The sequence below is a fragment of the Pontibacter pamirensis genome (genome assembly GCF_010015475.1).
In the GTDB taxonomy this organism is placed as follows: Bacteria; Bacteroidota; Bacteroidia; order Cytophagales; family Hymenobacteraceae; genus Pontibacter; species Pontibacter pamirensis.
In genome coordinates this window covers 63963-76756 of the sequence record NZ_SSNI01000021.1, presented here as the reverse complement: position 1 = coordinate 76756, position 12794 = coordinate 63963, and the positions used below count along the sequence as shown (strand labels likewise).

10 protein-coding genes are annotated in these 12794 nt (G+C 43.7%); 3 read left to right on the top strand and 7 right to left on the bottom strand.

Annotated features, from left to right (window positions below; genetic code table 11):
- Positions 1-111: 111 nt before the first annotated feature.
- Positions 112-1587, bottom strand: a complete 1476-nt coding sequence (locus E1919_RS17185) for a DUF7133 domain-containing protein (protein WP_237144573.1) — start codon at positions 1585-1587, stop codon at positions 112-114.
- A 703-nt stretch (positions 1588-2290) separates the two neighbouring features.
- On the opposite strand from E1919_RS17185, the gene E1919_RS27620 reads away from it, so the two are divergent.
- A complete protein-coding gene (locus tag E1919_RS27620) occupies positions 2291-2494 on the top strand; it encodes a hypothetical protein (protein WP_237144567.1) in 204 nt (67 codons plus the stop codon).
- 398 nt (positions 2495-2892) lie between these two features.
- Here E1919_RS27620 and E1919_RS17180 read toward each other — a convergent pair whose 3' ends face one another.
- Together E1919_RS17180 and E1919_RS17175 are read right to left on the bottom strand one after the other, a co-directional pair.
- On the bottom strand, positions 2893-3312 hold the full coding sequence (locus tag E1919_RS17180) for a DUF4345 domain-containing protein (protein WP_162054644.1): 420 nt from the start codon (positions 3310-3312) through the stop codon (positions 2893-2895).
- A gap of 74 nt (positions 3313-3386) precedes the next feature.
- Positions 3387-3971 carry a Crp/Fnr family transcriptional regulator gene (locus E1919_RS17175; protein WP_162054643.1) on the bottom strand — a complete coding sequence of 195 codons (585 nt, stop codon included), beginning with the start codon at positions 3969-3971 and terminating at the stop codon, positions 3387-3389.
- A 566-nt stretch (positions 3972-4537) separates the two neighbouring features.
- On the opposite strand from E1919_RS17175, the gene E1919_RS17170 reads away from it, so the two are divergent.
- Positions 4538-4789, top strand: coding sequence for a hypothetical protein (locus E1919_RS17170; protein ID WP_237144565.1), 252 nt, complete (start codon positions 4538-4540; stop codon positions 4787-4789).
- Positions 4790-5537: 748 nt separating this feature from the next.
- Here the strand turns inward: E1919_RS17170 and E1919_RS17165 are convergent.
- Positions 5538-6755, bottom strand: coding sequence for a DUF4374 domain-containing protein (locus E1919_RS17165; RefSeq protein ID WP_162054642.1), 1218 nt, complete (start codon positions 6753-6755; stop codon positions 5538-5540).
- A gap of 35 nt (positions 6756-6790) precedes the next feature.
- On the bottom strand, positions 6791-9166 hold the full coding sequence (locus tag E1919_RS17160; RefSeq protein WP_162054641.1) for a TonB-dependent receptor: 2376 nt from the start codon (positions 9164-9166) through the stop codon (positions 6791-6793).
- Positions 9167-9540: 374 nt separating this feature from the next.
- Here E1919_RS17160 and E1919_RS17155 point away from each other — a divergent pair, with 374 nt between their 5' ends.
- Positions 9541-10740: a PepSY-associated TM helix domain-containing protein gene (locus E1919_RS17155; RefSeq protein ID WP_162054640.1), complete on the top strand. Its 1200-nt coding sequence runs from the start codon at positions 9541-9543 to the stop codon at positions 10738-10740.
- A 27-nt stretch (positions 10741-10767) separates the two neighbouring features.
- On the opposite strand, the gene E1919_RS17150 is transcribed toward E1919_RS17155, so the two are convergent.
- Both E1919_RS17150 and E1919_RS17145 read right to left on the bottom strand, forming a co-directional pair.
- On the bottom strand, positions 10768-11532 hold the full coding sequence (locus E1919_RS17150) for a LytR/AlgR family response regulator transcription factor (protein ID WP_162054639.1): 765 nt from the start codon (positions 11530-11532) through the stop codon (positions 10768-10770).
- Positions 11529-12548 carry a sensor histidine kinase gene (locus E1919_RS17145; protein WP_162054638.1) on the bottom strand — a complete coding sequence of 340 codons (1020 nt, stop codon included), beginning with the start codon at positions 12546-12548 and terminating at the stop codon, positions 11529-11531. The genes E1919_RS17150 and E1919_RS17145 overlap by 4 nt, the downstream gene beginning before the upstream one ends.
- Between the last annotated feature and the right edge of the window lie 246 nt (positions 12549-12794).

Below are 12794 nucleotides of genomic sequence, written 5' to 3'. Positions count from 1 at the left end.
GGTATGAGACTATTTATTTACATGTTCAATTACCAGCTAACTGCTGCAGGCAGAATATGGCAAAGAATCAGAATCTTCTGACTTAAGGTGAGACAGGCAACATGTAGTATACTATGGAGCAGATGAACCGCTCAAGCTGAAAATATAATTCAGCAGCGCTTCCTTTTCTGTGTCTGACAAACCGTTTAGAAGCCCTTCATACATCAGCGATTGTTTTTCATTCACTGTTTTCTCTATTTCGTGGCGGGGGATTTCAATAATACTGTTTCCTATAAGCATAAGGGAAATCAGGTTTTCGTTGGAGCCCACCACTCTGCCGCTCATGACCTGACCGTTCTTTTTGGTTACCCGCACAGCCATCATGCTGGGCTTGATCCTTTCCGACGGCTTTAGAATTTCTTCCAGAATTTCCTCCCTTGTCAGTCGCTTTCCCACGTCTTTGAGATTGGGGCCTAAAAGCTCCGTGACGCCATCCACCTGGTGACACCCTAGGCAGGCTCTTTCTGCAAACAGCTGCTTTCCTGCTTCAACAGAGTTCTTCGAAAAGGTCTTAGATGGCTTTTCCCTGTTTTTTGCAGGCACATGCAGTAAGGAAGGGTCATAAACCAGCTTATATATGCTGCCCTCGTTCTCATATACTGCATTATACCAATAATCTGCCTTACCATGGTTGGCCACGTATAGTGCCCCGTCTTTACCAAAAGCCAGGTCAGAAAGCTTTGGTATGTCGGCCACAGGAAACTCTTTATAGGCATAGCTCCCATCCGCCAGCCGCCGCACCTGTATACGTCCAATGCCACCACGTGCCCAGCGCTCGCCTGGCCCATAGTATGCCACAAACAGCTCTCCTCCGCTGCCCCCATAGTCATTGTCGGGCCGGTTGAACTCTATTCCCGAAGGAGCCACTTCTGTTTCCAGATTATGTTCAGGAGCAACAATGGAAGTTACTCTGTATTTGGCGGGGTTGTGGCCGTAGAACCCATTTCGCACCAGCCTATTAAGCTCTTCCGTGGGATTTCCGCCGCCTTCATTGTCGGTAAAGAACAAGTCACCGTACTGGTTAAAGGCCAACCCGTAGACGGACCTGATTCCAGTGGCTGCCGTTTCCACCTTTTTGCCATCGGGAGATATTTTCAAAATAGCTCCTCTGTACCCTTTCGGATCAGGTGATGGTGCCGCATTCCAGGAATCGGTGGTCAGGGCAGCATAGAGCCAGTTATCTGGTCCGAAGCTTAGGCCGTTGGTCCATTCATAGGGATGCTCGCTATGGGGGATGCCGTCAAAGAACACCCAACTCGTGTCTGCCTTACCGTCTTTGTCTACATCCAGAAAAGCACGAATCTGCTGTGCGGTTCCTATATAGATAGTGTCTCCACGGCTTGTAAAGCCTGAAGGAGAACGTAAGCCAGCATCCTTCACATTGCAGTAAAGTAAGGCCATGTCCTCCAGCCCATCATTATCTGTGTCATGCAGAGAATATACCTCTCCTGTCTGATTTGTCGCATAAAGCACTCCTGCAGGACCGAGCCCCAGTTGTATGGGATTCGCAAGCTTCACCCCTTTTGTTATTGGCAGCTTCAAGGCCACATAGGGACCATAAACAGACACGGTAGTATCGATAAAGGCAGTGAAATTTATGTTATCTGCATGTATTGGCTTCTGATGAGAGCAGCTGGATAAGCAGGCAATGACAAGGAATATTGTCAGGGAAAGGATACTGGGGAAAAAACACTTGTGTCTTCTCAGAAAAAGACTTTCATCAATTGCTTTCACTTTCATGAGGGAAGGTGGTCAAGCAGGTTCGCTACTTCATGTACCTAACATTCTTTGCAGCGGTGGCTTCAGCAGCCATAAACTTGGCCGCCCTTTACCGCACCCGTAGTATAGCAGTTGGAGTCTGCCATGGTTCCTTGAAGTTCAAACTTCAGGATACTTCAAGAAAATTTATAAAATTGTTGCGCCTTTTCCAACACACTAAACGGCAATTATCAGATATGCGGCTTTTTGTGCTTAAAGCTACCGGTAAGTTTTTGTTGAGATATACTAACATAAGCACTGCTAAACGGCACCGCCACACAAGCAGAAAAAGCTGCTGTCTCTGGTGGCAATAAACCCCAATCTCTGTGAAAGTCTGAGCAGTATTTGGGGAGTTACTGCATTTGTATCCGCCTGTTCTCTTTTCGCCTATTTAGTAGCTTTTACCTACCCAGAATAAGTATTTACCTGTAGACGACAAGGTTAAATTTTCTGTTAATTGCAGTAGCTTGAGAAACTACAGGTATGACCACCAATGAAATACTTCAAGGTTAAACTTAAGATAATAGGGGGATCTCTTGAAAGCTTTATTCTTATCAGGGCCAAAAGCATTGGGGAGGCGGTTGTGATAGCAGATAATAGAAGCGAAGGGAGCCATTTCGAACTTTGCGATGATCCTGCCACTGAGATTTCACGTTTTGAATATCGCCTCATGGTTAAAGGCCATATAGAATCATAATCCCAGCCAGTTACCAATACCGCACTGTTGAAGCTACTGTGCTAGTGCTGCGCAAATTCATCATTTACGAACTAGCTCCGGTAGCCTAAGCACTAATCCGGCACATCATGCATACGCAAGCTAATTGATTGCCATGCAGAAGCCGTTTGGCTCCCCTCCCATAGTATCTCCCTGCGTTTGGAAGCAGTTGCCGCAAAGAAAAGTTGTCACATTTAGCCTGCATCGTTGATTGTAAATCAAAGTGTTCGATGCGCTATAGATTGTGTCTAAATTTATACTGTCCGCTTAGCAATTTACTCTTTCATCCTTCTGAGGGGACAAATCGCTTGAGAGCTATCATAGCAAAATAAGAAAGGCTCTCCGTCTCCAGCAGTTACGCTTGTTTAAAAGCTTTTTTCTTACATGCCCTTATCAGTGGAAACAGTTTTTTTGGAGGCAACAACTAGTACAACAGCCACCACAAACAAAGCTGATTCAGTTATCAGCCACTGATTACCGAAGTCACCGAGGGCTCCTTCTGAAAAAATGGTGATGGTGCGGGACAGGGCATAAAAACCCCAGAGCAGGCACAGAAAAGCCAGGCCTTTTCGGGTGTCACGCAACATAAGATAAATCAGACTGATAAATAGAGTAAATCCTACTCCACCATAAACGCCCCTGATCGAGCTGACGGCATCGTTGTTGCCAAGCTGCACGTTTACCAGGTCCATCACAGACTGTGGATCCGCAAATGCCATGACACTCACTGACAAGAGGCTGAGCGCCGATAAAAGAATAAAGCCTTTAGAGGCTATGGGTATAATCTGTTGCACTTTCATAACGTTTTGAGTTTAAGTTAACGTTACAAAGGTGGGGTGCCCTAAGAGGATTATTCTTGGTAAATACCAAGATTTCAGATTCTCACTTTGTTGAGTAGCTTGCTGAAGTTTGTGGGATCGATGCCGAGGTAATTGGCCAGGTATTTATGCGGTACAAGTTGCAGAATATGCGGGCTGCGTTGCAGGAGCTTCCTGAATCGTTCTTCTGAGGTATAACACTGCAACTCGACAAGGCGTTGCAGCAAACCTGACAGGCTGTGGGTTATCCCTTCCCTTAGCATAGATTCGATGGCAGGCCTTGTGCACATTAGCTGCTGCATTTCGTTAAATGTAGCTCTTAGAAAAACTGAAGGCGTTAAGGTTTCATAGTAATAGCGCGCAGGCTGCTGCAGCATAAAAGAGTCAAGCACTCCCCCAAACGAAGGAGCATAAGTAAACACAAGCGTCGCTTCACGGCCTTCATCATCGAAATAAAATACCCGCTGAACCCCATCAACTACAAAATACAGGTAATGTTCCTTTTCACCCGCCACTGTAATGGATTCCTTTCTTTTTGCACCATACAGCACCCAGGCAGAAGAAAAGGCTTCCCAGTCTTCTTCAGGCAAAGGGCGAATGGAATTAACCAGTTGTTTTAGTTTATGATGCTCTTCCGCCATACTAGCGCTTATATATTTATTGAGTGGAATCGGCTTGAAATATAACGCGAGTTTATTAAAAGTCCATTCCTCATATGAAAGTTAATGTTTTGTTTCTGGAAAAGCATTTCAACTAAAGTAAACCGATTCGCAGCTTGCGTATTTAAACTTGAGCGGCAAGAAAAAAAGTTATTTTACCTGCCGAAAAGCTTTGTGGCTGTACTCTAACCTCCTTTGCCTTTAAGCAAAGCCTCGGCTTCTCTTGAAGTGTACCTAGATTCCGCGTATACATAAATAACAAATTTTCTGTGCAAGCCAACACTATGCCTCCTGTAGCTGTATCTATAATAGATAGAAGTCTATTCAACTCATGAAATGACCAATTGACACAGATTATAATGAAGTTAATAAAATTTAACGCACATATACTTATCGTTCTAAGTACTTGTGCGTAGAACAATAAGTATTTATACAAGAGCATAAAAAGACTGATCAACAGGCATTTATGGCATATCTTCATGAGGCAGCTTTTGCCTCTATGCCTCTGGTGTTACAGAAGGAATTATAAGACATTAAACCGAAACAATATGAAACAGACTAAAGCGATAGTAGAAGAGATCACAAAAATAAATGACCCTATAGCGGAAAAAAATGTCCACAAAGAGCGCTATCTTGGAGCCTTAAAACATAATAACGGCAAGCTTGATGAAGATGAACTAGGTCAGAGTTTAGGCTTCAGTAAGGAGTATACAGACGAAATTATTGAAGAGTTGCTCTCTGATGGTAAAATTACAGTGACCTGCCGCTATAGGCCAACGGAAGAGAAATCCGGCAGATGACACGCCTCCTCCAGTTGTAAAGTAAGTAGCTTGAACAAGTATAACTAATAAATTTTAGGAAGCATGTGTGTGGTTATATCATGTAGCATACACATGCTTTTTATTTTCCGCTTCTTTACTCAGTTAATGCACTGACCGGATAATTCTACATCTTCTTTAAACGTTTGCAAGAGCTGTAGCCGTGCTTAGCCGGTATACCTAATAACTGTCGACAGTTTCATGTATGCTCAATTATTTGCTTATTCTCTTGTTTTTTAGCTTTCCTGTACAATCAGAGGTGTCAGGGAAGTACAGGAGTACGAACTCACAATCCTCAATCTTAATTTGATTGACAGTACCCGAAACCCTATGCAAGAGCAGGTGAACCTTTTCGGCAAGGATGAAAAATAGTGGAAATATTCAAAAGCCCTGGAGTGGAAGAAGAACTCGTAACGAAGGAAAATATGCTAACTTCATTCTCCGCCTGTAACCTCATCGACTGATGTTACCTACACATTAACAGATGCCTCTATTACCTACCTAAAGAGATAAACTGTGGCCTTACTTGTGCGGTAGGCGCTCCAACAGGTGAGTTCCTACAGAATTTCCCGACTTGAAATTTAATACTGTTGGGATTGCCAGATGAAGCTAATTATACATGAATTATAGTATCAAGAGGTGAATTACAAAAGATTGAGGCCTTTGGCTGCGATGTATAGTTATCGCAGCCAAAGGCCTCAATTATAAACCAGGAATCAATCAGAAAATATTAATTCGCTTTAAAAATCGCTTTTGCTTCGATTGCTTTTACCTGGGCACCCTGTGTACCCGTGGCCGTAACCGGGTCGATCTCATAAATATGGGCGTCAGTAGGAGTGGTAACGTTTACATATACTTTTCCATTATCAACCAGCACCGGCGTGCTGTACTGGCCACCGTGTAAAGGAACATTTTCTACTTCTGTAACCGCTTTACCTTCTAAGTCGATAATAACAAGCTTTGTGATGGGATTCTCTATGTTGTAAACACCCCATAATCCTGCGTCATCCACAATCATTCTTCCTATGGCTTTGCCATTGCCAATATAGTGGAAGAAGGCAAGTTTGTTTCCGCCTGTGGCTTCCTCGAAATCAAAGAAATAAGTAGGGTCGAATTCTGTCTGACCTGCTTTGATGCGGATAATACCGCTGTTCTTCTGCTGCGTAGTAAAGCCACTGGCGTAAGACGCGGCTGAGTAGCCATACAAGTCCCCGCTTTCTGTCTTGATCAATCCGTTCGCATTGCCATAGATACCAAGAGGACCAAGGCGCGTGTCCTTCATATATTTTTCGAAAGTCATGTTAGGATAAGAGTATACCGCAACATAGGCCGTATCAGTAGAAGGTGTGCTAAAGTCGCCGCGGGCATGCAGGGTATAAAAAGAAACAAAGGCTTTGTTGTCTCTGACCACAAGCGATGTTGGCCAGGCAACAAGCGAATCTTCCCTGTTCTCATAAATGCGTGAAGGAATCTTTGCCTGTATCGCTAAATTCTCCACATCAATTCTATGAAAAACTCTGTCAGCGAAACCTGCGCGGGGTACCTCAACTGCAAGCGCAGTATTTTCATTTACTCCCTGAAATAGATCAAGCGTGGTTTGGAAAACAAACCTTCCCTTTTCCAAAAGTTCCCCCTGTTCATTCAGCTGATACCCAATGGCCTGGTTATCATCAAAATAACCGATACTAAGAAAGGTATTCCCTACGGCGGTCATGTAGCGCCAGCCCGTCTGCTCAACTCCTTTTCCTGTCGGATCGATCTCGCCGCTCATCAGATCATCCTCTGCCAGTAAATAATCCGAGAAGTCGCTCTCTGAGCCTTGAGACTGAACTCCTATGATATAATTGGTCCCGGATTGCGGAGTTGCGGTTTCAACTTCTGAGTCACAGGCCGTCATACAGAAAAGTAGCCCTAAAGATGTTGCTGATAGTTTAAGTGAATTTTTCATTCCTTGTATGTTGAAATATTTTATAGGTTAAAGTATTATGAGTTGTTTGTTAAGAAATATCTGATTTTAAGGAAGAAAGACCTGCCAGGCTTTTGCAGACGGAAGAGGTCATAGGCTTTTGCATCCAGAATATTGTGGGCACTGAAAGAAACATTGTACCGCTCATTCTTAGCAGAGTAGGTCAGCTCTATATCCTGTATAAACTGAGAAGGAATAACATGCTTGTTGCTGGGGTCACCCAGGCTTGGCCACTTAAGAAAGTAATCTTCTATAAACCGGCCCCTCCAGAACAAGGACACCCTATCCTGCGGGAAGACTATGTTGCGAAAGTGAACACCGGCATGTGCATTGGAAAAAAAGTAAGGGATGTTCGGTATCCTGTCCAGGTATACATGGCTTACCCTCCCCTTTTCATATTGTGTTGTGTTGATGATATCCTGGTAAGTAGCATTGAGTCCTAAAGAGAGAAATTGGTTATAATCCAGGTTTACTCCACCTTCTATACCAGAGCTCCGGGCATCCGCCACGTTAACATACTGGCTTAAAATACCTGTTCCTTCTATCCTGATCATGTTCTTGGAATCCCTGATAAACAGGTTGCTTTCTGCCTGCACCGCCAGCTTATCGAGCTTCTTATTGAAGAGCACGCCCAGATTTCCGTTGTAGCTTTGTTCCGGAAGCAGGAAAGGATTGTTGAGAAGCAGCAACCCGTCCCCAAACATTTCATAACCGCTCGGTATGCGATAAGCCTTCTCAAAGGAGCTTTTTACCTGAAATGCATCAGAAAAGTGGTAGGTGCTGGCTAAACCGAAGCCGGGTTTGCGGAAATCAGACGCAACCTCAGTTTCCACGTTGTTATAGTCAACATTCGCCACCCTGGCATCGAGGAGGTAAAACTTACCAAATGTTGTAGTTACCCACTTTTGATCAAATAACTTGAGGGTATGGGACAATCCAAAAGTTTTCTTATCCAGTATGTTCGGATCTTCAAAAGGAACCTTTGTACGCCTGAGCGGGTCTTCTCCGGTTCTGTTCAGGTAATTCTGGGTGAAGTTAAATGAAAGCTGGTGATTCTCTCGCAGCTGGTAATCTGCACTCACATTAGCTAAATATGTTATGTCGTCAAAACTAAAAAGCGACTTTTGCCAGCTGGCCTCCCCTATTTCTTTATTATTTTTGATGGTGTAGTTACCCAGCCAGTCATATTGACGGGAACTGGTATCAGATACCGAATTTTGATGCAGTCCATAAGAGGCAAAAGCTTTCACAGATAAACCCTTGATAAGGAAATCATACTTCCGGTACTGCAGGGAGGGCATCACCGAACTGCTTTCGGTATAAACGGCCCCAAACACGCGGTCAAGACTAATGGCATGCTGCACATCGTCCCGGTTACCCGACACCGTTACACCAAAGAGAAGCTCGTCTGCCAGTTTTTTGTTCCTCCACCCGGCTTGCAACTGCACCATGTTGGAGCTGTAGGCATCATGGAATCTTCTCACATCCTGCGGCTCACTATATTTTCCGGTATTAGGGTCGTGCAGGCGGACATTCGTCCAGTAGTCGTTATCTGAGTAATTATAGAAAGCGCTAGACTTCACCATAAAACCAGTCTTCTGATTAATTACCTGGCTGTTAAACGATGCACGGTGGGTGTTAAAAGAGCCAAAAGAATAAGAGGCGTCAACGTAATTCTTATGCGACTGGCGGGTTATGATATTAATGGCTCCTCCCAGCGCATCCGAACCTAAATGAATGGGCACTACTCCTTTGTATACCTCTATCCGGTCGATAATATTCGCCGGAAAATTATTCAATGATAACGATTGGCTAAAGAACTCCATAGGAACACCATCTATGAAGAATTTTATCTGATTTCCGGATAGGCCGTTAAGGTTCAAACTAAAGCCGGAACCTAATCCGCCTTCTTCCCTTATTCGAATTCCCGCCGTCTGGTCGAGAATGGTATTGACGTCGCTGCTGGTGTTATGGAAGCTTTTAGCATCGATAGAGGCTACTGCAAATGGAAGCTCTTTGACTTCAGCTACTTCCGATTTAGCAGTAATGACAACATCCTTTATAAGTATAGCCTTTTCCTGGAGTTGAACAGTTATATAAGTAAGGCTATCGGAATGAATTGTAAGCTGACGTTCAACAGTTGTATATCCCTGGCAGAAGAAATTTACTTTATATGTGCCGGACGGAATATTGTCAAGCGCAAACCCACCATTTTCATCGGCAGCAACTCCCTTTGCTATTTCCTTTATATAAATAGTGCTGAAGGGTACGGCTGCTCCAAGCGAATCTTTAACCACGCCCTGCAGCTTCCCCGTAGCTTTCTGTCCGTAAGCCGCAGAAAAAAGAAAAAGAAAAAACAGGAGTAGTACCTGAACGCGAAGAAAGACTTTCACCTGGTCGCTATTTAGAATTAATTTAAATAATGATGCAATGTTAGCATCTATTTAGAATAGTTCCAAATAAAAGAATCTATTTCAGTTTAAGCTTCTCCCGCTAATTAGGCCACGCTTAAATATCTTTTTCTTTCAATAATAAAATTCAGACATGCTCTAATCAGTAGGTAGCTCCGCCTCAAAAAGCAGCGCATCACTATAATTTTTTGCTTCGCCTATGGGTAGCCTTGCTTTAACTCCACATTATCGTTTTATTTGCACTGTTTAGAATTAGTCTTAATAAGAACGAAATAAGACGGCTTCTCATCTAACCCTCCTAATGTTCATTCATACTATGATGAGGCAAAGGGGAAAAAGTCATAAACACGAATAGCATGTCCCTCAAAAAAATCATCGGTAAACTGCACCTCTGGCTCGGACTTGGATCTGGCCTGATAGTGTTCATCATTGCTATCACAGGTTGTATTTATGCTTTTCAGGAGGAGATACAGAGTCTTACGCAGCCCTACCGTTATGTAGAGGCTCAGAACAAAGCTTTTCTTCCACCTTCCCAAATCCGGGAAATTGCCGATGCACAATTACCAGGAAAACATATTCACGGAATCTTATACCAGGGCAAGGAGCAGTCAGCTAAGGCCATCTACTTCAGTTTTGAAGATAACTACTACGACTTTGTGTATGTCAACCCTTATATGGGTGAAGTGCTGAAAGTGAAGGATGAGTACCAGGACTTCTTCAGGATAGTACTGGATGGTCATTTTTATCTGTGGCTCCCGCCTGAGATTGGGCAGCCGGTGATTGCCACAGCCACCCTTATTTTTGTTGTGTTGCTGATCAGTGGCATGTTTCTATGGTGGCCCCGAAATAAAAATGGCGCCAGGCAACGCTTTAGCATTAAGTGGAACGCCCGCTGGAGAAGAAAAAACTACGACCTGCACAATGTGCTGGGGTTTTATATAAGCGGTATAGCCCTTATCCTGGCATTAACAGGTTTAACCTGGGGGTTTGAGTGGTTTAAAGAGGCTGTTTACAAAACAGCAGGCGGCGAGAAGTCATTGGTATATACCGAGCCTCTCTCCGACACCACAGCGCTTGCGGCTGCCGATTCTCAAGCTGCTATGTCGGCTGGGGCAAATCCTGTCGATCTGCTCTGGAGAAAAATGCAGGCCCGCTATCCTAAAGCCGAATCAATTGAAATGCACTTTGCTGAAAGTGAGCTTTCCCCCATCCATGTGGCAGTCAACCCCGATGCTTCCACTTACTGGCAGATAGATTACCTTTATTTTGACCAGTACACCTTAGAGGAAATTCAGGGAGATAATATCTGGGACAGGTTTAATAATGCCTCCTCTGCAGATAAACTGATGCGCTTGAACTATGACATCCATACAGGCGCAATCATGGGCTTACCCGGAAAAATACTGGCTTTCTTTGCCAGTTTACTTTGCGCCAGCCTACCCGTTTCAGGATTTGTTATCTGGTATGGGCGAAGGAAAAAAGCACCTAAAGAATCGAAGCAAGTGCTTGCTTCCGCTGGTACAACAAGAGTTTTACTCAAGCGGCAAAAAATATAAATGTGCGGCTAGATAGGCAATGGTAATTTAAAGATCCAGCCATTGCTTAAATGCAGCCGTTCTGTTGGTGCTTACCGTTTGTTCTACTTCAAGGGGTGGTTTGAGTTTTAACATCAGCCTCCCTTTAAAGTAAGGCTGTACATCCTGCACTGCTTCTATATTTACTATAAACTGCCTGTTCACCCTGAAGAATTTAGCTTTAGCAAGCTGCTCTTCCAACTGATCCAAGGTATTATTAATAATGAACCGTTTTCCCGAAAAGGTCATTAAAAAAGTGACTCCTTCTTCTGCCTGAAAGAAGGCAACCTCCTCAGCAGGCACTGTTCGGATCGTTTGCCCCTGCTTTACTGAAAACCTTGTTCTAACAGCAGGCTGCGGTGCCTGTGAGGTTTGAATTAAGCCTTGCAGGTTGCCAAAACCTTGCTTTAAGTGGTGCATCTGCAATGTCTCATACTTCTTAAGGGCTTTCGCTACATCTTCCTCCATTATCGGCTTCAGTAAATAATCTATACTGTTTACTTTGAAGGCTTCGATGGCGTACTGGTTGTAAGCCGTAGTGAAAATAACCGGACACTTTACATCTACTCTTCTGAATATCTCAAAGCTGTTCCCATCTGAAAGATGTATGTCGCAGAAAATCAAATCAGGCTCAGGATGTAGTTCAAGCCATTTTACAGCTTCTTTAATGGAACCAGGCATGCTAAGGACCTTCGTCTCGGGCCGAAGCTTCCTGATAATATCGGCTAGAACCTCAGCGGCTAATTCCTCATCTTCGATAATGATGACATTCATGCTTCTTCCCCTTTCAGTAATGGCAACCTGACGATGTATTCCTTTTCAGTTGGGCTTATCTCTACCTGTTCGTCTGTGAAATGTTTATACCTGTTCATTATATTCTGAAGTCCGACTTTCGATGAGCTTTCCTCTTCAAGCCTGGGCTGGAGGTTGTTTGCCACCACAAGCATTTCATTTTCTAAATAAATTTTGATTGTGAGAGGTTCCTGGGTCGTGAATCCATTGTGCTTGATGGCGTTCTCTATCAGCATCTGCACTGATGTGGGAGGAAGTTCATAATGCATTTTTCCCAGGGATTCATCTACCTCAAACCGGAGATTATTACCGAAGCGCGTTTTCATCAGGAAGATATAAGCATGAACAAGTTCCAGTTCAGTGTGCAGCGGTACTACCAGTTTTCGGTTACTATCCAGAACAATCCTGTATACCTTGGAAAGCTGCCCAAGGAACTGCACTGCTTTATCAGGGTCTTTGTAGATAAGTGAACCTAACACGTTCAGGCTGTTAAAGAGGAAGTGCGGGTCAATCTGGTTTTTTAGCGAATCAAGCTGGGCCTTAAAGTTTTCCTTCTGTAACTGCTCTGCCCTCAGAGACTCCTCCTGCAACTGAGTCTTTCCTCTTTCTCGCTCCACAAAATAGTAAAAGAAGAGCGAGATGATTGATGTCACCACCAAGTTGAGCCTGACTCCTTGTGGAGTGAACTCGACGGTGGGAATAAATACATATTGCGGTATAAAGACAAACAGCACACTATAAATGATGCTAATGATGATGACAGCTCCTCCCTCCAACAGCGCCTTAGCGTGAGGTGAAAGTCGCACAACCTGGTTTGAATTGAAGTAAGCAGCTACCTTTTCATGCGTCCAGAAGGTAAACACCAGAAAAAAGAAGAACATCACCAGTTCTTTCAGCGCCTTCATCTCAAAAAACCAGATGGTGCCCATCTGTATAAAGATTACTGTGTAAAACAGTAAAACAGCTGTTGCGGCGGCAATAGAAATTCTTCTCAACATGGAATTTACGTAGTGTCTGTTTTTCTAAAATGCATCCTTTTTAAGATAAAGTATAGTCGATAATAAACACTGATGTTACAGACAAGAAGCCATTCATGTTAAACTTTATCTTGTGCTTCAGTGACAACGCAGCATTTTAACCCCCATAAAATCAAAAGGCTAACCTCCTTTTCCTGACTTATTCCACATAGAGTATTCTCATTCAATGTTCTGATACCCTCATTCATTGCCCATAATTCCTTGTTC

What these genes read in the sequence shown, in the direction of transcription:
- E1919_RS17165 (WP_162054642.1), bottom strand. Translation starts at nt 6,755, where the DNA reads ATGAAAAATTCACTTAAACTATCAGCAACATCTTTAGGGCTACTTTTC.
- E1919_RS17175 (WP_162054643.1), bottom strand. Translation starts at nt 3,971, where the DNA reads ATGGCGGAAGAGCATCATAAACTAAAACAACTGGTTAATTCCATTCGC.
- E1919_RS17180 (WP_162054644.1), bottom strand. Translation starts at nt 3,312, where the DNA reads ATGAAAGTGCAACAGATTATACCCATAGCCTCTAAAGGCTTTATTCTT.
- E1919_RS17150 (WP_162054639.1), bottom strand. Translation starts at nt 11,532, where the DNA reads ATGAATGTCATCATTATCGAAGATGAGGAATTAGCCGCTGAGGTTCTA.
- E1919_RS27620 (WP_237144567.1), top strand. Translation starts at nt 2,291, where the DNA reads ATGAAATACTTCAAGGTTAAACTTAAGATAATAGGGGGATCTCTTGAA.
- E1919_RS17155 (WP_162054640.1), top strand. Translation starts at nt 9,541, where the DNA reads ATGTCCCTCAAAAAAATCATCGGTAAACTGCACCTCTGGCTCGGACTT.
- E1919_RS17145 (WP_162054638.1), bottom strand. Translation starts at nt 12,548, where the DNA reads ATGTTGAGAAGAATTTCTATTGCCGCCGCAACAGCTGTTTTACTGTTT.
- E1919_RS17170 (WP_237144565.1), top strand. Translation starts at nt 4,538, where the DNA reads ATGAAACAGACTAAAGCGATAGTAGAAGAGATCACAAAAATAAATGAC.